The sequence below is a fragment of the Streptomyces sp. SJL17-4 genome, from assembly GCF_036826855.1.
GTDB lineage: Bacteria > Actinomycetota > Actinomycetes > Streptomycetales > Streptomycetaceae > Streptomyces.
Genome location: NZ_CP104578.1, coordinates 3,686,692 through 3,705,307 on the forward strand (window position 1 = coordinate 3,686,692; position 18,616 = coordinate 3,705,307).

The window sequence follows — 18,616 nt, forward strand, 5'->3', positions numbered from 1 at the left end:
TCAGGCCTTCTGCTTCGCCTTGTTCGCGGGGGCGACGGGTGCGGGGCCGATCACCTTGTAGGCGCCGTTCTGCACCGCGTGCACGAAGGTCCCGCCGTTGGTGAGGTCACCTGCCTCGTTGAAGGTGTAACCGCCCATGACGCCGGTGTACTTCTGCTTCCGCAGCGCGTCCCATAGCCCCTTGCGGGCCGGTGTCCGGCCCGCCTTCGCGTTCCGCGCGAGCTGCTCGACCGCCATGGTGACGACGTCGTACGACTCGCCCGTGTAGTACGCGGGAGGCGCGCCGAACCGCTTCCGGTACGCCGCGACGAAGCCGGCCGCCTCCTTGCGGGAGACGGCGTCGAGCACGGGCGCGCCGAAGAACCAGCCCTCGGCGTCGGCACCGGCCTCCTTCAGGAACGCCGCCCCGAAGGCATGCTGGCCGGCGAACCGGGGCCCGGTGAAGCGGAGTTCGTTCAGTGCACGGGCGGCGAGGACCGCGGTGCTGCGGACTCCGCAGTGGACGTACGCGTCCATGCCCGCGTCGATCATCTCGCCGAGGATCGTGCGGTAGTCCCGCGCCCGAGCCGGGACCACCCGGAAGTGGGGCGTGAGACCGGCCTGCCCGAAGCCGAACTGGGAACCCCGGACGAGCTGCCAGCTGTACTGGTCGTCGGTGCGCTCCTGGAGGACTCCGGGGCGGCGGATGGCCGACAGCAGCGTGACGGACCAGGCGAGGTGCATCCCGGCGTAGAGGTGGTGCGGGATCGCCCGCAGCACCGTGGAGTTCTGCGGGCTGTCCGTGTCCCGGACGGTGAGCAGGTTGTACCCGGCGGAGACCGTGATCAGTGGGAGGCCGGACTCCTCGAAGGCGGGGAGCGCGGCCTGCCCGGTGTCGTCGGAGGTGGGTCCGAGGACGACGAGAACGCCCGGATCGGCGGTGAGTTCGCGGGCGGAGGCGAGAGCCGTGTTCCGGTCGCCCCGGTCGTCGGAGACCTTGAGTTCGATCGTGAACGGTTTGTCCTTGCGGGCGTTGAACCGCTCGACGGCGAGATGCGCACCGCGCTCCTGGGCGAGCCCGATCTCCTTGGCGGGTCCGGACAGGTCGGCGAGCACACCGACCTTCCAGGTGTTGCGGGAGGGCGCGGGCTTCCCGCCGCTCCCCTTGCCGTCGGTGTCGTCGTCCTTCAGGGCCGACCACGCGGCGACGGATCCTCCGCCGACGGCGAGGGCGGCGGCACCGGAGGCGAGCAGCAGGAAACCGCGTCTGCTGCGCCGTGGCGGCTCCGCCGGTGCCGTGCCCGCCTCGGTGGCGTCGATGTCGGGGAGGGCCAGCATCCGGGCGGAGCGCTCGGCGATGGTCCGGACGACGGGGGCGGGCAGCCAGTCGGCGGCGTTTCCCGGGGCGTCCTCGACGAGCCGGACGGCGACCTCCTCGGCGGTCGGCCGGGCGGCCGGGTCCTTGGCGAGACAGGCGCGCAGCACGTCGAGCAGGCCGTCCGGTACGCCGCCGAGGTCGGGCTCGTCGTGGACGGTCCGGTACATCAGGGCGTCCACGGCGCCGGTGCCGAAGGGCGGGCGCCCGGTCGCCGCGTACGCGAGGAGGCAGCCGAGCGCGAAGACGTCGGCGGGCGGACCGATGGCGTCGACGCGGGCCTCGGCCTGCTCGGGGGCGAGGAAACCGGGGGTGCCGACGACCATGTCGGTGGCGGTGAGGGCGGTCTCGCCGGTCGCCCGGGCGATGCCGAAGTCGATGAGCCTCGGTCCGTCGACGGCGAGCAGGACGTTGCCCGGCTTGACGTCGCGGTGGACGAGCCCGGCCGCGTGCACGGCGGCGAGGGCACGGGCGACGGCCCCGCCGAGCACGCGGACGCTCCGCTCGGGCAGCGCCCCGTGCGCGGTGACGGCCTCGCCGAGGGAGGGTCCGGGGACGAAGGCCGTGGCCATCCAGGGCTCGGGGGCGTCCGGGTCGGCTCCGGTGACGGGGACGGCCCACGGGCTGACGACCCGGCGCGCGGCCTCGACCTCGCGGCGGAACCGGGCCCGGAAATCGGGCTGTTCGGCCTGGTCGGCGTGGGTGACCTTGACGGCGGCGAGCTCGCCGTTCTCCGTACGGCCCAGGTAGACGACACCCATACCGCCGGCACCGAGGCGACCGAGCAGGCGGTAGCCGGCGATCAGGGAAGGGTCGGAGGGAAGGAGCGGCTGGAGCGCGCCGGGCTCGGGCCGGAAGCGGGGCGGCTCGGGCTGGAGGTCGGGCCGGCCGGGCGACCGCTCGGGGCGCCGGGTGGGCTGGTCGGGGCGCTGCTCGGGCTGGTCCGGCCGCTGCTCGGGCTGGGGGGTCACGGGGCTCATGGCTGGACCTCCAGCTCGTCCTTGGCGCGTTCGATCATGGTGACGAGGGCTTGGACCTGGCTGGTGACGGTGCCGACCGTGGTGTCGGTCTGCGCCTCGCTGTAGCCGGGCGCTCCCTTGACGACGGTGGCGACGGTGATCTGGCCGATCTGCGACTGGTACCAGCCGTAGAACTGCTCGCCCTTCACCCCGTCGCTGACGTAGGCCCCGCGCTCGCCCAGGGAGTCGGTCGCGGTGAAGTTGCCGCCGATGCCGAAGGTGTTGCCGAGGGAGACGAGGCCGGAGATGCGTTCGCCGTCGCGCAGTTTCTGGTCGGGGCAGCGGAGCGCCTCCTCCAGGGTCCCGGCCATCTCCCAGTCGGCGTCGGCCTCCGTGCGGTGCACGGTGACGGTGGAGGCGACGCGGAGGGTCCCCAGGGCACCCTCGGCGGGGATCTCGCTGTAGGCGGTGACGCTGTAGAGCACGGTGGACGGCCGGACACCCGTCTCCCAGGAGCAGTTGGCGCCGAGGACGGGCCAGTAGTCCGGGTCACTGAGGTACGGGGTGCGCTTCACGTAGTCCGGGCCCCAGACATCGGGCCCCGCGACGACGGCGAGGGCGAGCCGCCTGGCGTCGGCCTCGGTCTTCGGCAGGCGCTTCGGGTCGGGGACGAAGTCGAGCGCGGTCGGCGTGGGGGTGGGGGTGGGGGCCGGTGTCGTCGGGGCGGCCGACGCGCTCGTACTCCCCTTGCCCCCCTTGCCGTCGGGTCTCTTCCCGTCGGCGTCCCCACCGTCGGAACAGCCCGTCAGGATCAGCCCGCCCACCAGCGCGGCGCAACAGGCGCGCAGCAGTCTCCGGTCCCCGTTCCCCACAGTTCCCCCACGGTCCCTCGGTCCCTCACGGCTTCCCCCGGACAGTGAGCAGATCGTACGACTTGGTGGGGCAACTCGCCCTGGCTACAACATCATTGGGACGAAGCGGTAGCGCTCTCGCGACGCGCCTCGTCGTACCGTTCGCGGGCCTCCTCGACGGCGGCGATCTGGCGCTCGGACCAGCGGGCCAGCTCAGAGACCTGTTGGGCGGCCCCGGCACCGAGTTCGGTGAGGCTGTAGTCGACGCGGGGCGGGATGACAGGCTTGGCGTCACGGTGGACGAAGCCGTCGCGCTCCAGGGTCTGGAGCGTCTGCGTCAGCATCTTCTCGCTGACCCCGCCGACCCTGCGGCGCAGCTCGCTGAAGCGGTACGAACGCTCCCGCAGCGCGATCAGGATCAGGACGCCCCACCGGCTGGTGACGTGCTCCAGGACGAGCCGCGACGGGCACATGGCGCCGTCGACGTCGGCCGGCAGGCTCCGGATCTCCTGCTTCTCACTTACTCCCATGTCAGTACCTTACTTCAAAGTGGGTACTTTCGAAAGGTTAGCGCCTCTCGTACGGTGAGTGCATCGCCCACCGCACCCCACGGGACAAGGAACCGCTCATGAGCATCGTCGTCACCGGAGCCACCGGACAGCTCGGCCGTCTCGTCATCGACGAGCTGCTGGGCCGAGTACCCGCCGAGTCCGTCGTCGCCGTCGTCCGCGACAAGGAGAAGGCCGCCGACCTCGCCGAGCGCGGCGTCGAGCTGCGGATCGCGGACTACAGCAGGCCGGAGACCCTGGCCGGAGCCTTCGAGGCCGGCGACCGGGTGCTCCTCATCTCGGGCAGCGAGGTCGGGCAGCGCGTCGCCCAGCACACCGCCGTGATCGACGCCGCCAAGGCCGCGGACGTGGCCCAGCTCGCGTACACCGGCGTCCTCGGCGGTGACGAGGCCGACTTCGACCTGGCCGCCGAGCACAAGGTCACCGAGCGGCTGATCATCGAGTCCGGACTGCCGTACACCTTCCTCCGTAACGGCTGGTACACCGAGAACTACACCGCGAACCTCGGCCCCGTCCTCGCCCACGGCGCCGTCGTCGCCAACGCCGGCGAGGGCCGGATCGCCTCCGCCGCCCGCGCCGACTACGCCGCCGCCGCGGCCGCCGTCCTGGCCGGCCCCGCCGAGGAGCACCTGAACACGGCGTACGAGCTGAGCGGCGACACCGCCTGGTCCCTCGCCGAGTACGCGGCCGAGGTCGCCGCCCAGTCCGGCCGGGAGATCACGTACAGCAACGTGCCCGCCGAGGCGCACCTCGCGATCCTCACCGGCGCCGGGGTCCCGCAGGTCTTCGCCGAGATCCTGGTCGACGTCGACCGGGCCGTCGAGCGCGGCGCGCTCGCCGGGCGGACGGGCGACCTGGCCCGCCTGATCGGGCGCCCGACCACCCCGATCGCGGTGACGATCAAGGAAGCCCTGAACGCCTCCTGACCGCCTCCTGAGCAGCACCCTCGCCCCGTCATGACCGTATCGCGGTACGGGCATGACAAGCCGCCCCGTGCGGCGCTACCTTCGACAGGACAGCGCGGCACAGGGCGGGAGGTCCGGTGAAGACCGACAACGAGGAACGAGCAGGATTGCTCTACGGGATCGGCGCCTACGGCATGTGGGGTCTGGTCCCGCTCTTCTGGCCCCTCCTCAAGCCCGCCGGTTCGGTCGAGATCCTCGCCCACCGGATGGTGTGGTCCCTGGCCTTCGTCGGCATCGCGCTCCTCGCGGTACGCCGCTGGGGGTGGATCCGCGAACTCGTCCGCAGCCCGCGCAAGCTCGGCCTGATCACCGTCGCCGCCGCCGTCATCACGGTGAACTGGGGCCTCTACATCTGGTCCGTCAACACGGGCCATGTCGTCGAGGCCTCCCTCGGCTACTTCATCAACCCGCTCGTCACCATCGCCCTCGGCGTCCTGGTCCTCCAGGAACGACTGCGCCCCGCACAGTGGGCCGCGGTCGGCATCGGCTTCGCCGCCGTCCTCGTCCTGGCGATCGGCTACGGGCAGCCGCCCTGGATCTCCCTGACCCTGGCCTTCTCCTTCGCCGTCTACGGCCTGGTGAAGAAGAAGGTCAACATCGGCGGCCTGGAGTCGCTCGCCGCCGAGACCGCCGTCCAGTTCCTGCCGGCCCTCGGCTACCTCGTCTGGCTCGGCACCCAGGGCACCCTCGCCTTCGGCTCCCACGGCGCGGGCCACACGGCCCTGCTCGCCGCCACCGGCATCGTCACGGCGGTGCCGCTCGTCTGCTTCGGGGCGGCCGCGATCCGCGTACCGCTGTCGACGCTCGGCCTCCTCCAGTACCTGGCGCCGACCTTCCAGTTCCTCCTCGGGGTCCTCTACTTCCACGAGGAGATGCCGCCGGAGCGCTGGGCGGGCTTCTCCCTCGTGTGGCTGGCCCTGACGGTCCTCACGTGGGACGCCCTGCGCACGGCGCGCCGGAGCAGGGCGGCGGTGGAGGCGGCGAAGACGACGGCGGCAGTGGAGGCGGCCGAGGCTGCGGCGGCAGCGGAGGCGACGGAGACAGCGGAAGCGCCGCAGGCAGCTACGGAGGGCACGCCCCCCGCACCGGCCGCCGCCCGCCAAGCACTCTGACAGCGGCCGACGGTCACCCGTCCAGCAGGCCGTGCTCGCGGATCAGCCAGCAGACCGCCGTCAGCGCAGGGTCGCGACGTCATGACCGACGGGCTCGGCCCAGTCGACCTCGGCCAGCCGGGCGGCGAATCGTTCGTCCCTCCACATCAGGGGCGTACGGGGACACCCAGACCGTGACCTTGGTCGCAGGGGCGCCGCCGTGGCCGGTTACCGACCGGGGGGGGTGGTTCCCTCTTGTAACCGCCCCCGTCCTGCGGGAGCATCGGGTGCCATGGGAGAAGGCATTCTGAAGTCACCGAGTCACTGCGCGGGAACCTACGGGGACGACGGAGATCCCGACCCCTTCCAGTGGGACACCCGGGAGGACTGCGAGGTACGGCAGATCCTCGACCGGGTCGCCGACAAGTGGTCGCTCCTCGTCATCGCCCTCCTCGACCGCCGGGTGCTGCGCTTCACGGAGCTCAAGCGCGAGATCGACGGCGTCAGCCAGCGCATGCTGACCGTGACCCTGCGCCAGCTGGAGCGCGACGGCCTGGTGAAGCGCACGGTCCACCCGGTCGTCCCGCCTCGCGTCGAGTACGAGCTGACGCCGCTGGGCGGCACGTTGCACACCACGATCCGTTCCCTCGTCACGTGGACCGAGCAGCACCAGAACGAGATCGCGGTGGCACGGGAGGAGTACGACGCACGGGAGGCGGCGACGGTGGCCTGAAGGGCCCCTCCACGGCGGCGGGGACGGGGACGCGGACGCGGATAACCGGTGGCCTCGGCCCCGGACTTCACCCATCCTCATGACCATGGAAGAAACGAAGTCGGCCATCGATGAGCCGAAGTACCGCATCCGCGCGCTCCACACCGACCGTACGGTCACCGTCTACCAGGCGTACCGGCCCGAGATCGGCCTGCCCGCGGCCCGCGAGGGACGCTTTCCGGCCACCTGGAAGCGGGACCGGATGACCTGGATCAAGCCGTCGTTCCTCTGGATGATGTACCGCTCGGGCTGGGGGACGAAGGAGGGCCAGGAGACCGTCCTCGCCGTGGAGATCACCCGCGAGGGCTTCGAGTGGGCCCTGCGGAACGCCTGCCTCTCCCACTACGAGCGCGGGTTCCACCCCGACCAGGCCGCCTGGAAGCGGCAGTTGAGGCAGGCGCCGGCGCGCGTCCAGTGGGACCCGGAGCGCGATCCGCACCTCCAGGCACTCCCGTACCGCTCGCTCCAGCTCGGACTGTCGGGCGAGGCGTCCCGCCGGTACGCGGACGAGTGGACGGTGTCCGTACGCGACGTGACCCCGCTCGCACACCGGATCCACGGGCTGGTCCGCTCGGGTGACCTGGCGGCGGCCCGGCTCCTGCTCCCGCGTGAGGAGCCGTACCCGGAGCCCGCGGGCCTGCTCGACCACCTGCGGCGCGGTCAGGGACCGGAGCTCAGCCGGCCGGAGCCGGTGCCGGAGCCGTGACGACCGAGAAGTTGAAGTCTCCGGTGCCGAACATCCCGTAGAGCCACAGCCCCAGCTGTACGAGCTGCTCGACGGCGCGGGCGCTCGTCAGGTCACCGAGGTCGAGGATGACGTTGTGGTGCCCGGGGACGCGGCCGGGCTCGACCATGACCGTGTTGGTCATGGTGTTGAGCGACTTGACCACGCGGGCCTCCGGGAAGGCGTGCTGGAGCTGCTCGGCGTTGTCGGCGGTACGGGAGCCCATGGCGACCTCGTGCCCGAGGGAGACGAGCTTGGTGGCGAGTCGGCGGCCGACTTCGCCGGTGCCGAGTACGGCGATCTTCATGAGGTGCGCTCCGTCGGAGAGAGACGGCGGCCGGGATGCCGGCCCTATGCCGGACGGCACGCGGCCGCCGCCCGCCGCCTCCCTCCGGGGAGGCTCAGCCGCGAGGCGCGCGCCGCATGGCCCACAGGGTCGGGCCGCCGCCCGGCAGGCTCGCCTCACCGAGGACGACGAAGCCGAAGTGCTCGTAGACGGGGAGGTTGTCCGGCTTGGAGGACTCCAGGTAGACGGGCATGCCGGCGGCGTCGGCCTGGGCGAGACCGGAACGCAGCAGGGCGGACCCGTGACCCTGGCCGCGGGAGGCCGGGTCGGCGCCGATGACGGCGAGGTACCAGTGGGGCTCGGGGGGCGTGTGCTCGGCGGCCGCCTCGACGGCCTGACGGAAGAGGTCGGCGCGGTCGCCGAGGATCTCCTGGAGCTCCTGGACGGTGGCGGCGTCGGGAACGGCCTTGTCCTGCCCTTCGGGCGCCACCCAGAAGGCGGCGGCCGAGTCGGTGCGCTCGCAGACGCCGTGCAGACCGTACTGCCGGGTGAAGAGGGTGGTGAAGTACCGCCCGAGCCCGGCCTCACGCGAGGCGTCGTCGGGGAAGAACCAGCGCATCATCGGGTCGTCGCCGAAGGCGCGCGCCAGAACGCCGCTGACCATGGGGGCGTCGTCGATTATTGCCGCTTTCGGCGTGTTCGAGGTAGGCATACGGGTCATTCTGCACACCGGATGATCTTCACGGATCGGCGGGGGCGGTGCGGGAGGACGGGATGGGAGTGCGTACGATCTCGGTCATCACGCCCTGAGAACGGGCGGGTTGAGACGCGACGGGCCGGAGGATGGCCCGACGAGGGGCACCCGGCGGGTGGCGGGAGCCTTGGGGTCCTAGGGTGGGCCGACTTCCTTGGTGCGGGTGGGACCGCCCTCTTTCCGAGAGTCGCTCCTTCCGGTGGTGCGTCAAGGGCGCTCCTTCGTCGCGTCGCTGCGCGATGGCCTTCGGCCACCCTTGACCCACCACCTCCAGGAGCGAAAACACTCTCGGAGGGCGGTCCAGGGGGCGGGGTCACGCGTAGGGCCCGGGCAGCGGCCGCTCGCCGCGTGCGTGTGCCGGCCGGTGGGTGGGGGCTTGGTTCGCGGCCGAGGGGGATGGGCTTCCGCCGGCCGGTTCGGGTGCGCGGTTGTTGGATGGGGCGGTTGGGCTCGGCTCAGCGGCGGAATGCCGATCGGAGCGGGGCTTCAGGCCCCGCTGGTCACTCCTGGTGGGTGGGGCGTGAGTAACTCTGCATTTCTCCGAGTAACAGGCCCCGCCAGATCCCCCAAGGGGGGCGAATCGCACCAATCGGACTGTGAAACTGCAAGAAACTCACGCCGACCGCTCCCACCACCCACGAACACGGACCAGCGGGGCCTGAATCCCAACCAACCGCCGGCCGCAACCCGCCAAGCCAAGCCGGGCCGCCCCATTCAACAACCGCGCACCCCCAACCCACCGGACTTCACCCACCGGCCCGAGCAACGAACCAAGCCCCACCCGCTCACCGGCACAGCCAAACCCACCGCAACCGATGCCCGGCCTCGCACCCCACCCACAAGCCCCACGCCGCCCACGACGCGCAACCACCCCCGAGGCCCCCGCGTGGCCCCGGCCCTCGGCCGCCCTCCGAGTGTGAAAAGGCGGCCTCCGCCGCCGGGTCAAGGGTGGAGCGAAGCGGAATCGGCGAAGCCGACGCGACGAAGGAGCGCCCTTGACGCGGTGGTGGAGGACGCCACACTCGGAAAGAGGGCGGCCGCACCCGCACCCTCACAGTCGGCCCACCCCCTGAGCCTTATCGGGGTGACGGCGCCCCCTCCGCGTAAACCCGGTGAACGCCGCAACCCAGCCTCCTACGATCACGCTCACCCACCAATGGCTGCGCAAGCTGTCCCGTCGCCCCGGGCCGCGTGGGCTCGTCGCCGTGCACATACGGCTGCCCGACGGCGAGCCCGTGACCGTCGGGCGGTACAGCGATCGGGAGCCCGCCCGGGTGTCGGCCGCCGAGGCCGTGCAGCGGGTTTCCGCGGCCGCCGACTCCCGGGGCTGGGAGGTGTTCCTGCCCCGCCCCGTCTCACGCCGCGAGGTCCGGCACATCCGGCCCGTACGGCAGGTCAACGGGTGGCGCTACCGGCCCGATGCCCACGGCACACCGCCCTGCCTCTGTCACGGGTGCCGGGACCGCGGCGGCTACGGCACCCGCCGGCTCGGCGAGCGGCGGCCCCATCCGCTCGACGGGCCGCCGCCCGCCCCCCGCGTGCTGCTCGCCCGGATCGAGGCGGCCGACGCGCGGGACGACACGGCGGCGCTGTGCGAGGCCCTCCGCTGGTACGGGATGCGGCGACGCGGGCCCCTGGCCCGCCTCGCTCGCCTTGCCCGGCATGCCGACCCGGCCGTACGGATCGCCCTCGTCGACGCCGTGGCGTACTGGTCCACACCCGGAGTCGACGCGCTCCTACGGGAGTTGGAGCGCGACTCAGATCCCGGCGTGCGGGAGACCGTCGCGGAGGCGCTTGTTCGGTGAGCGAACGTACCTGACCGGTTTCCGCTCTTGACGCGGAGTCAAAATCTCGCTGAACATTCAGCACGCACAACAGAACATCTGAACACCCAGACAACTGAACACCGCACACGCACTCGCACAGCTCCAGCGCCTCGTGGCACCCAAGCCCGAGGCGTCTCGCACGTTCCGTCCCATCCCCGTTCGGAATCCGGAGCCCCCACAGATGAACATCTCCGTGCCCAGACGTGTCACCCAAGCCACCGCGGTCGCCGCTCTCGCGGCGCTCGCACTCACCGGTCTCACCGGTCTCACCGGCACCACCGCCTCGGCCAACCCGGCCGCGGCCGCCGCCGCGCCCGACATCCCGCTGGCCAACGTCAAGCAGCACTTGACGGACCTCCAGTCGATCGCCACCGCCAACGGCGGCAACCGCGCCCACGGCCGTACCGGCTACAAGGCGTCGATCGACTTCGTGAAGGCCAAGCTGGACGCCGCCGGATACACCACCACCGTCCAGCAGTTCACGTCCAGCGGAGCCACCGGCTACAACCTGATAGCCGACTGGCCCGGCGGCGACCCGAACCAGGTCCTGATGGCCGGTTCGCACCTCGACTCGGTCTCCTCGGGTCCCGGCATCAACGACAACGGTTCCGGCTCCGCGGCGGTCCTGGAGACCGCCCTCGCCGTCGCCCGCTCCGGCTACCAGCCCACCAAGCACCTGCGTTTCGGCTGGTGGGGCGCCGAGGAGCTCGGTCTCGTCGGCTCGAAGTACTACGTGGCCCAGCTGCCCTCCACCGAGCGCGCCAAGCTCTCCGGCTACCTCAACTTCGACATGATCGGCTCGCCGAACCCGGGTTACTTCGTCTACGACGACGACCCGACGATCGAGACGACCTTCAAGAACTACTTCGCCGGTCTCGGCGTCCCGACGGAGATCGAGACGGAGGGCGACGGCCGCTCCGACCACGCCTCCTTCAAGAACGTCGGCATCCCCGTCGGTGGTCTCTTCACGGGCGCCAGCCGGGTCAAGTCCAGTGCGCAGGTGCAGAAGTGGGGCGGTACGGCCACGGCCTTCGACCGCTGCTACCACTCGTCCTGCGACACGACGTCGAACATCAACGACACCGCCCTCGACCGCAACAGCGACGCGATCGCGCACGCGATCTGGACGCTGTCCGCCGGTACGACCACGCCGCCCCCCGGCAAGGTCTTCGAGAACACCGCGGACGTCTCCATCCCGGACAACGGCGCCGCGGTGACCTCCACGGTCAACGTCACCGGCATCACGGGCAACGCGCCCTCCACCCTCAAGGTGGACGTCAACATCGTCCACACCTACCGCGGTGACCTCGTCGTCGACCTCGTCGCCCCGGACGGCTCGGCCTACAGCCTGTCCAACCGGTCCGGCGGCAGCGCCGACAACATCGTCCAGACCTTCACCGTGAACGCCTCCTCCGAGGTCGCCAACGGTGCCTGGAAGCTCCGCGTCCAGGACACGGCCTCGGTCGACACCGGCTACATCAACAGCTTCAAGCTGACGTTCCCGTAAGGCCGTAAGGCCGTAAGGCCGTAAGGCCCCGTAAGGCCGTAGCAACGGAAACACACGAACGCCCGGGCGGGTCGGTGAACATCGCACCCGACCCGCCCGGGGTCCCACCTCCGGCCGGAGCGGCCCTACTTGCCGGCGTTCGCCGCGTCCATCAGCGCGTCCTTCGTCACCGCGCCGACATAGACCTTGCCGTCGTCGGTGAGGAGCGCGTTCACGATCTTCGTCTTGAAGACGGTGCCCGAGCCGAATTTGCCGGTGACCTTGTCACCGAAGGAATCCAGGAGCCCCTGGAACTCCTTCGGCGCCTCGTCCGTCTTCGGCGCCGGCGCACCGCTGTCGATCTTCGCGATCGTCGTCCAGCCCTCGCCGATGACGTTCACGCCGCCCTTGCCGGAGCCGGCGCCCGGACCGAAGCCGCCGAACGCGTCCTCAAGGCCCCCCGGCAGCTGACCGCCGAACGGGTCGCCCTTCTCGCCGGCCGCCTCCTCGGCCGCCTTCTCCGCCCCGCCCTCGGTCACCTTCGCGCCCTCCGGCGCCTTGAAGGTGAAGTCGGAGGCCGCCGGCTTCGAAAAGTCGACCTTCGTGAAGCCCGCGTCGACGACGGGCTTGCCGCCCTCGACGGAGGCGAGGGTGAACTTCAGCGGGGTGCCGTTCGCCGCGTCCACCGCGATCTTCACCGACTCGACCGTCGAACCGGACTGCTTCGGCTTGATCAGCAGCTGGTACGCGTCCCGGCCGGCCACCTTCGCCGTACCGTCGACGGTGATCGACGTGGTGTCGCCCGCGGCCTTCAGGACCTCGTCCGCGAGCTGCTTGGGCGTGCCCGGGAGCTCCTTCTCCTCCGGGGCGTGGGCGTCCGCGCCCGCCGGGGCCTTCTCGTGGAAGACCTCGTTGGACTTGCTGTCGTACGCCCAGACGTCGTCGCCGTTGTGGATCAGGCTGTACTCGTCGGAGCCGTCGAGCAGGGTCAGCTTCTGGCGCTCGGGGCCGTCCGCCGCCACCCGCAGGGTGTGGCTGCCGGAGACGAGCTGGGTCAGCCGCTCCGAGGGGTCCGCCGAGGAGGGCCCGCCGCCGCCGATGCCGCCCAGGGCGGAGGTCAGTCCGTCCAGGGGCAGCCCCAGGTCGGTGGAGATCCGGAACGTGCCGGACAGCGTCTGGGTGTCCGAGGCGGCGATCTTCTCGATGAGCTGCTGGGCGGTGATCTCCGGCAGATCGGGGTCGCCGGACGCCGCCAGCGCCGGGACAAGGCCGATGGTCGCCGCGGCAACTCCTGCCACCGCGACCGGGACGATGTACCGGCTCGCCTTACGGGTCTGTGCCATGGTCTCCCCTACCTCCGTGCCCTCGCGGGCCCTCGTGGTCGATGTCTCCATCTCACCAAAAGGGAAGGGCGGAAGCGTCAGCCCGGGGGATCAACCTCGCGTACTGCTACGGGATGACCCGACCCTGAGACGGACCACGCCGTACGGGGGACCCGGAGGGCCTCAGCCCGCCCGGTGCACCACCGCGTCGCACATCTCCGCGAGGGCCGCCTTCGCGTATCCGTCCGGCAGCGGGGCGAGCATCGCGCGCGCCTCCTCCGCGTACCGCACGGTGTCCCGGCGGGCCTGCTCCAGGGCCGGGTGGGCGCGCAGCCGGCGCAGGACCTCGGCGTGCCGGGCGTCGTCGGTCAGGTCGCCGTCGACGAGCTCGACGAGCTCCAGGTCCTCGGGGCGCCCGTGCGCGGCGGCCGCGGCCCGGAGGCGCAGGACGGGCAGGGTCGGGATGCCCTCGCGGAGGTCGGTGCCGGGGGTCTTGCCGGACTCGTGGGAGTCGGAGGCGATGTCGAGGACGTCGTCGGCGAGCTGGAAGGCGACGCCGAGCCGTTCGCCGTACTGGGTGAGGATGTCGACGACGCTCTCGTCGGCGCCGGCCATCATGGCGCCGAAGCGGCAGGAGACGGCGACGAGGGAGCCGGTCTTGCCGCCGAGGACGTCGAGGTAGTGGTCGACGGGGTCGCGGCCCTCCTGCGGACCGGCGGTCTCCAGGATCTGGCCGGTGACGAGCCGTTCGAACGCCTCGGCCTGGATGCGTACGGCCTCGGGGCCGAGGTCCGCGAGCGTGTGCGAGGCGCGGGCGAAGAGGAAGTCACCCGTGAGGACGGCGATCGAGTTGCCCCAGCGGGTGTTGGCGCTGTCGACGCCGCGCCGGACGTCGGCCTCGTCCATGACGTCGTCGTGGTAGAGCGTGGCCAGATGGGTGAGTTCGACGACGACGGCGGAGGGCACGACGCCGGGCGCGTAGGGGTCGCCGAACTGGGCGGCGAGCATCACGAGCAGGGGGCGGAACCGCTTGCCACCGGCCAGGACGAGGTGCTGCGCGGCCTCCGTGATGAAGGGGACATCGCTCTTGGTGGCGTCGAGGAGGCCCGCCTCCACTGCCGCCAACCCGGTCTGGACATCGGCCTCAAGAGCCTGGTCCCGCACGCTAAGACCGAACGGCCCGACGACGGTCACGAGGGGGTCTCCTGTCTGCTGACGCCTGCTGATGTTCCCACGAATCGTTCACACGGATTGCGGGCGATCACGCTGACGATCACATGGATTGTCGATGTGTCGCTCGATTCACTCAAGCCAGCGTATCCGGTCACCTTTCGATCACCGTGGGCGCCTTCCCGTCACCCCCGGTATGTTCGGGATCAGCTCATACGACCAGGAGTGCTCTTTTTGTCCCGAACAACGATCGACACCGATACGAACGGCGTGCAGCCTCCCCCCGAGGACGACCGCGCCTTCTTCGGGCATCCCCGGGGTCTGCTGAGCCTCTCCGGCCTGGAGGTCTGGGAGCGGTTCTCGTTCCTCGGCATACAGGCGATCCTCGTCCTCCACTTCGCCGCGGCCGTCTCCGACGGCGGTCTCGGCATGGCGGCGGGCACCACCGCCTCGGTATCGGCGGCGTACGGCACGCTCGTCTACCTGGTGTCGGTGGCCGGCGGCCGGCTCGCGGACCGCAAGGGCTACCACTGGGGCTTCTCGGCCGCCGCGCTCGGCATGACGCTCGGCCTGATCCAGTACGTGGCGGGCCGCCGTCACCTGGCCGGACGCAAGCACTCGGCCGAATTCGCCCTGGCCCCCGCAGCCATGCGGCGGGCGGTCCGGCTGATCGCCTTCGGCGTGATCCTCGGCGGTCTGTCGTTCCTCCTGTTGGTCCTGCCGACCTCCGGGCACGCCGACGACACGTACAAGACCTGGATGCCGTCGGCGAGGGCGAGCGAGAGGCGCCGTGGCCGTCGCCGTCGGCCTCGTCGTCATCGCCTGGCGCCCTGGCAGCGCCGCACCATGCACCCCGTCCACCAGGGAGCCACGAGGTATCCGCGATGAAGATCCGTACCGACTTCCCGTACGAGACCCTGCACGAGGACATCCGCATCCCGCTGCCCGACGGGACGAAGCTGTACGCGCGCGTGTGGCGGCCGCTCACCGACGAACCCGTACCGGCGCTCCTGGAGTACCTGCCGTACCGGCTCACCGACTGGACCGCGCCCCGTGACTGGCAGCGCCATCCCTGGTACGCGGGCCACGGCTACGCCTCCGTACGGGTCGACGTCCGCGGCCACGGCAACAGCGAGGGACTCCCCGGCGACGAGTACGACCCGGTCGAGCTCGCCGACGGTGTCGCCGTCGTGAACTGGCTCGCCGAGCAGCCCTGGTGCACCGGCAAGGTCGGCATGTTCGGCATCTCGTGGGGCGGCTTCAACTCGCTCCAGATCGCCGCCCTCGCCCCCGAGCCCCTCAAGGCGATCGTCACCGTCTGCTCCACCGACGACCGCTACGACAACGACGTCCACTACATGGGCGGCTCCGTCCTCGCCGTCGACATGCACGCCTGGGCCGCCACCATGCTCGCCTTCGTCTGCCGCCCGCCCGACCCGCAGCACGTGGGCGAGGAGTGGCGCGCGATGTGGCTGAAGCGCCTGGAGGCCGTGGAACCGTTCCTGCACACCTGGCTCTCCCACCAGACCCGCGACGCGTACTGGCGGCACGGCAGCGTCTGCGAGGACTACGGCGCCATCCGGGCCGCCGTCCTCGCCGTCGGCGGCTGGCACGACCCGTACCGCGACACCGTCCTGCGGCTCGCCCAGCACCTCCCCCAGGACCGGGTGCGCGGCATCATCGGCCCCTGGTCGCACCAGTACCCGGACCGCGGCCTGCCCCCCGGCCCGGCCATCGGCTTCCTCCAGGAGACCCTGCGCTGGTGGGACCACCACCTCAAGGACGCCGACAACGACGTGATGGCCGAGCCGCTGCTCCGGTCCTGGATCAGCGACTCGCACCCGCCGGCGACGGTGTACGACGAGCTGCCGGGGCGCTGGGTCACCGACCCCGCCTGGCCCTCCCCGAACGTCACCCCCGTGACGTACGCCTTCCAGGGCGTGCCGGTCGTGGTCGACTCGCCGCAGCAGACCGGGCTCGACGCGGGCCGTTTCTTCCCCTTCGGCAACGACGCCGACCTGCCGCCCGACCAGCGCGACGAGGACGCCCACTCGGCCTGCTTCGACTTCCCCGTCCCGGAGGACGGCGGCCCCGTCGAGATCCTCGGCCGCCCGTCGGTGAGCCTCGCCCTGCGCACGGCCGCCCCGACCGGGCAGGTCATCGCCCGGCTCTGCGACATCGCCCCCGACGGCTCCTCCACCCTGGTCACCCGGGGTGTCCTGAACTTCTCCGCGCGCTACGGCCGCGACCGGGCCGTGGAGGCGCAGATCGGCGAGACGGAGAGCTTCGTCTTCGAGCTGAACGGCATCGGCCATGCCTTCGCCCCCGGCCACCGGGTGCGGCTCGCGGTCTCGTCCACGTACTGGCCGTGGATCTGGCCGCAGCCGGACGCGGCGGGCTTCACCCTCGACCCGGCGGGCTCCTCCCTGACCCTGCCGGTCCGCCGCCCCACCCAGGACGCCGTCACCTGGGAGGAGCCGGAGCAGTCGGAGCCGCTCGGCGTGGTCTACCCGCGGACCCTGGAGGAACCGCGCCCGGAGCGGCTGGTGGTCAGGGACGTGGCGAAGGGCGAATGGACCCTGGAGGTCGACCCGAAGTACGGCGGCACGCGCGTGTACCCGGACGGCCTGGAGTTCACGGAGGACGCGGTGGAGACCTACACGATCGACGAGAGCGGCCCCCTGTCCGCCCGTACGAACTCGGAGTGGACGCTCAGACTGCACCGGCCGGAGCTGGCCTGGGACGTCACGGTCGACACCCGCTCGGAGATCACCTGCGACGCGGACGCGTTCTTCACGGTGAACGAGGTGGTGTGCAAGGAGGGCGGGGAGGTCGTCTTCCACCGGACGTGGGAGAAGACGATCCCCCGTACGGCGGGCTGAACGCACGCCGTACGGGGGATCGGGAAAAGCTGCGACCGGTTACGCGTTCGTGCCGGTTACGCGTTCGTGGCGGCCTTGCGACGGCGGGCGATCACCAGGGCGCCGGCGCCGAGGGCGACGGTCGCGGCGGCCGCGAGGCCGAGCTGGGTGAGGTTCTCGTTCGCACCGGTCGCGGCGAGGTTGCCCTTCACCGGGGTGTTCGAGGAACCGCCCTGCTGGGTGGTGTTGCTGTTGCCACCGTCGGTGGGCGCCGGGGTGGGCGTGGCGGTGGTCTCCGACGGGGTCGGCTTCGGCTGCGGCTTGTCGCTCTTGGCCGCGAGGATGTCGAAGTCGGTCTGCGCGAACTGCTCGCCGATGCCGCATTCACCGTTGTTGTTGTCGTACTCGCCGACGCTGAAGGCCACGCCCTTGCCCGCGGGGGCGTCGGCGGCGACCGTGAGGCGGAGCTTCACGTCGTAGTGCCCGCCCTTGACGAGCTTGCCGACCTCGATGGAGGGGAACTCCTCGGTGAACGAGGTCCACTCCAGGTTGTCGGCGGAGGACCACTCGACGGGGATGATCCGCTTGGCGAAGTCCGTCTCGTCGTCGATGAGCTCGCCGGGCGCGGGGAGCCGGACGGCGTCGACGTAGGCCTCGACGCCCTCCAGGGTCTGCGTGGAGGTGTTGCTCACGCGCAGCGAGAAGTAGGCGCTCTTGCCGGCGGTGACCGTCTTCGGGCCGCTGAGGGCGACCTTGATGGAGTCGTCCTCCTTGCAGTCCTCGGGAAGCTCCTCGAGGCCTTCGAGGGCGTCCTGCGCGTCGGCGAGCTCCTGCTTGGCGGCCCTCAGCTGCGTGTCGATGCGCGAGAGCTGACGGAAGAGCTCCACCATCGCGTCGTCGTAGGCCTCGTCGGCAGCGTCGTGCCGGAGCAGCGCGGCGGCCTTGGCGCCGTCGGCGGCCTCGACGTCCTTCTTCGCGTCGGCGACGGCCTTCTCGGCGTCCGCCTTCTGCTGGTCGGTGGGCGGCTCCACGCCCTCGGCGGGGGTCTCCAGGAGCTTCGCCAGCGCCTCTTCGGCCTTGGCGAGCTTCTCGTCGGCGGCGGTCTTGGCGGCCTTGGCGGCGTCAAGGGCCTTCGTCGCCTCGGCCAGCTCGGTCGCCACGGCCTCGCCGACGTCCTTGGCGTCGATCTTCTTCTCGTAGCCGTCGCGCTCGGCCTCAAGCGCGGCGATCTTGGCCTTCGCCGCGGCGACGGCCTTCTCCAGCTCCTCGACGGACGGCTTCTCGTCCTCCTCGTCCGTCGCGGGCTTCTGCGTCGACGCGGGCGTCGGCTTCGTGTCGGCGAAGGCGGGCGCGGCGCTGAGGAACACGACCGGGGTGGTCACGGCGGCGGCCACGGCGGTCGCAAGGATGCGGCGAATCTTCACAAGCGGGACCTTTTTCCTGGTCAGGGAGAAGTAAGAGAAATGCGGGGCGCGCGCCTGCGGCAGCTTCACGCGGCGCGATACCACCGTGATCGTATGGGCAGGAACGGCCGTCCGGGAGACCTGTTTCCGCAGCTCGGAGCGGGGCTGCGCGGCTTCCTGACACCCAAAGCGCGCGAAGCCGGACAGTTGCTCACGGAGGCCT

15 protein-coding genes and 1 pseudogene are annotated in these 18,616 nt (G+C 71.4%); 8 read left to right on the top strand and 8 right to left on the bottom strand.

What is annotated here, in order from left to right; translation table 11 throughout:
- The 3 genes from N5875_RS16290 to N5875_RS16300 form a co-directional block, all read right to left on the bottom strand.
- Entirely contained in the window at window positions 1-2,334 is a 2,334-nt protein-coding gene (locus tag N5875_RS16290; protein ID WP_338494456.1) for a bifunctional serine/threonine-protein kinase/ABC transporter substrate-binding protein, read from the bottom strand.
- On the bottom strand, window positions 2,331-3,185 hold the full coding sequence (locus tag N5875_RS16295; RefSeq protein ID WP_338494457.1) for a hypothetical protein: 855 nt from the start codon (window positions 3,183-3,185) through the stop codon (window positions 2,331-2,333). The genes N5875_RS16290 and N5875_RS16295 overlap by 4 nt, the downstream gene beginning before the upstream one ends.
- Window positions 3,186-3,277: 92 nt before the next feature.
- On the bottom strand, window positions 3,278-3,694 hold the full coding sequence (locus tag N5875_RS16300; protein WP_318208631.1) for a helix-turn-helix domain-containing protein: 417 nt from the start codon (window positions 3,692-3,694) through the stop codon (window positions 3,278-3,280).
- A 98-nt stretch (window positions 3,695-3,792) separates the two neighbouring features.
- Between N5875_RS16300 and N5875_RS16305 the strand changes: the two genes are divergently transcribed.
- From N5875_RS16305 to N5875_RS16320, 4 genes are all read left to right on the top strand, one after another.
- Entirely contained in the window at window positions 3,793-4,659 is an 867-nt protein-coding gene (locus N5875_RS16305) for an SDR family oxidoreductase (protein WP_318208630.1), read from the top strand.
- Between the two features lie 116 nt (window positions 4,660-4,775).
- The gene (gene rarD / locus N5875_RS16310) at window positions 4,776-5,810 is read left to right on the top strand and encodes an EamA family transporter RarD (protein ID WP_318208629.1); all 1,035 of its coding nucleotides are present in this window, start codon (window positions 4,776-4,778) and stop codon (window positions 5,808-5,810) included.
- A gap of 271 nt (window positions 5,811-6,081) precedes the next feature.
- The gene (locus tag N5875_RS16315; protein ID WP_318208628.1) at window positions 6,082-6,522 is read left to right on the top strand and encodes a helix-turn-helix domain-containing protein; all 441 of its coding nucleotides are present in this window, start codon (window positions 6,082-6,084) and stop codon (window positions 6,520-6,522) included.
- Window positions 6,523-6,607: 85 nt separating this feature from the next.
- The gene (locus tag N5875_RS16320; protein WP_338494459.1) at window positions 6,608-7,267 is read left to right on the top strand and encodes a DUF4291 domain-containing protein; all 660 of its coding nucleotides are present in this window, start codon (window positions 6,608-6,610) and stop codon (window positions 7,265-7,267) included.
- Here the strand turns inward: N5875_RS16320 and N5875_RS16325 are convergent.
- Both N5875_RS16325 and N5875_RS16330 read right to left on the bottom strand, forming a co-directional pair.
- Window positions 7,236-7,592, bottom strand: a complete 357-nt coding sequence (locus tag N5875_RS16325; protein WP_338494461.1) for an NAD(P)-binding domain-containing protein — start codon at window positions 7,590-7,592, stop codon at window positions 7,236-7,238. The genes N5875_RS16320 and N5875_RS16325 overlap by 32 nt on opposite strands.
- Before the next feature lie 94 nt (window positions 7,593-7,686).
- Entirely contained in the window at window positions 7,687-8,292 is a 606-nt protein-coding gene (locus N5875_RS16330; RefSeq protein ID WP_318208626.1) for a GNAT family N-acetyltransferase, read from the bottom strand.
- A gap of 1,145 nt (window positions 8,293-9,437) precedes the next feature.
- Between N5875_RS16330 and N5875_RS16335 the strand changes: the two genes are divergently transcribed.
- Window positions 9,438-10,130, top strand: coding sequence for a HEAT repeat domain-containing protein (locus tag N5875_RS16335; protein WP_338494462.1), 693 nt, complete (start codon window positions 9,438-9,440; stop codon window positions 10,128-10,130).
- A gap of 202 nt (window positions 10,131-10,332) precedes the next feature.
- Window positions 10,333-11,658, top strand: coding sequence for a M28 family metallopeptidase (locus N5875_RS16340; RefSeq protein ID WP_338494464.1), 1,326 nt, complete (start codon window positions 10,333-10,335; stop codon window positions 11,656-11,658).
- A 125-nt stretch (window positions 11,659-11,783) separates the two neighbouring features.
- Here N5875_RS16340 and N5875_RS16345 read toward each other — a convergent pair whose 3' ends face one another.
- Together N5875_RS16345 and N5875_RS16350 are read right to left on the bottom strand one after the other, a co-directional pair.
- On the bottom strand, window positions 11,784-12,980 hold the full coding sequence (locus N5875_RS16345) for a sigma-E factor regulatory protein RseB domain-containing protein (RefSeq protein ID WP_318212407.1): 1,197 nt from the start codon (window positions 12,978-12,980) through the stop codon (window positions 11,784-11,786).
- 162 nt (window positions 12,981-13,142) lie between these two features.
- Window positions 13,143-14,153: a polyprenyl synthetase family protein gene (locus N5875_RS16350; RefSeq protein WP_318212406.1), complete on the bottom strand. Its 1,011-nt coding sequence runs from the start codon at window positions 14,151-14,153 to the stop codon at window positions 13,143-13,145.
- A 225-nt stretch (window positions 14,154-14,378) separates the two neighbouring features.
- Here N5875_RS16350 and N5875_RS16355 point away from each other — a divergent pair.
- Both N5875_RS16355 and N5875_RS16360 read left to right on the top strand, forming a co-directional pair.
- Window positions 14,379-14,819: pseudogene (locus N5875_RS16355) on the top strand (MFS transporter); the annotation flags it as partial.
- Window positions 14,820-15,013: 194 nt separating this feature from the next.
- Entirely contained in the window at window positions 15,014-17,011 is a 1,998-nt protein-coding gene (locus tag N5875_RS16360; RefSeq protein WP_338494465.1) for a CocE/NonD family hydrolase, read from the top strand.
- A gap of 56 nt (window positions 17,012-17,067) precedes the next feature.
- Here N5875_RS16360 and N5875_RS16365 read toward each other — a convergent pair whose 3' ends face one another.
- Window positions 17,068-18,414: a hypothetical protein gene (locus tag N5875_RS16365; RefSeq protein ID WP_318212404.1), complete on the bottom strand. Its 1,347-nt coding sequence runs from the start codon at window positions 18,412-18,414 to the stop codon at window positions 17,068-17,070.
- Between the last annotated feature and the right edge of the window lie 202 nt (window positions 18,415-18,616).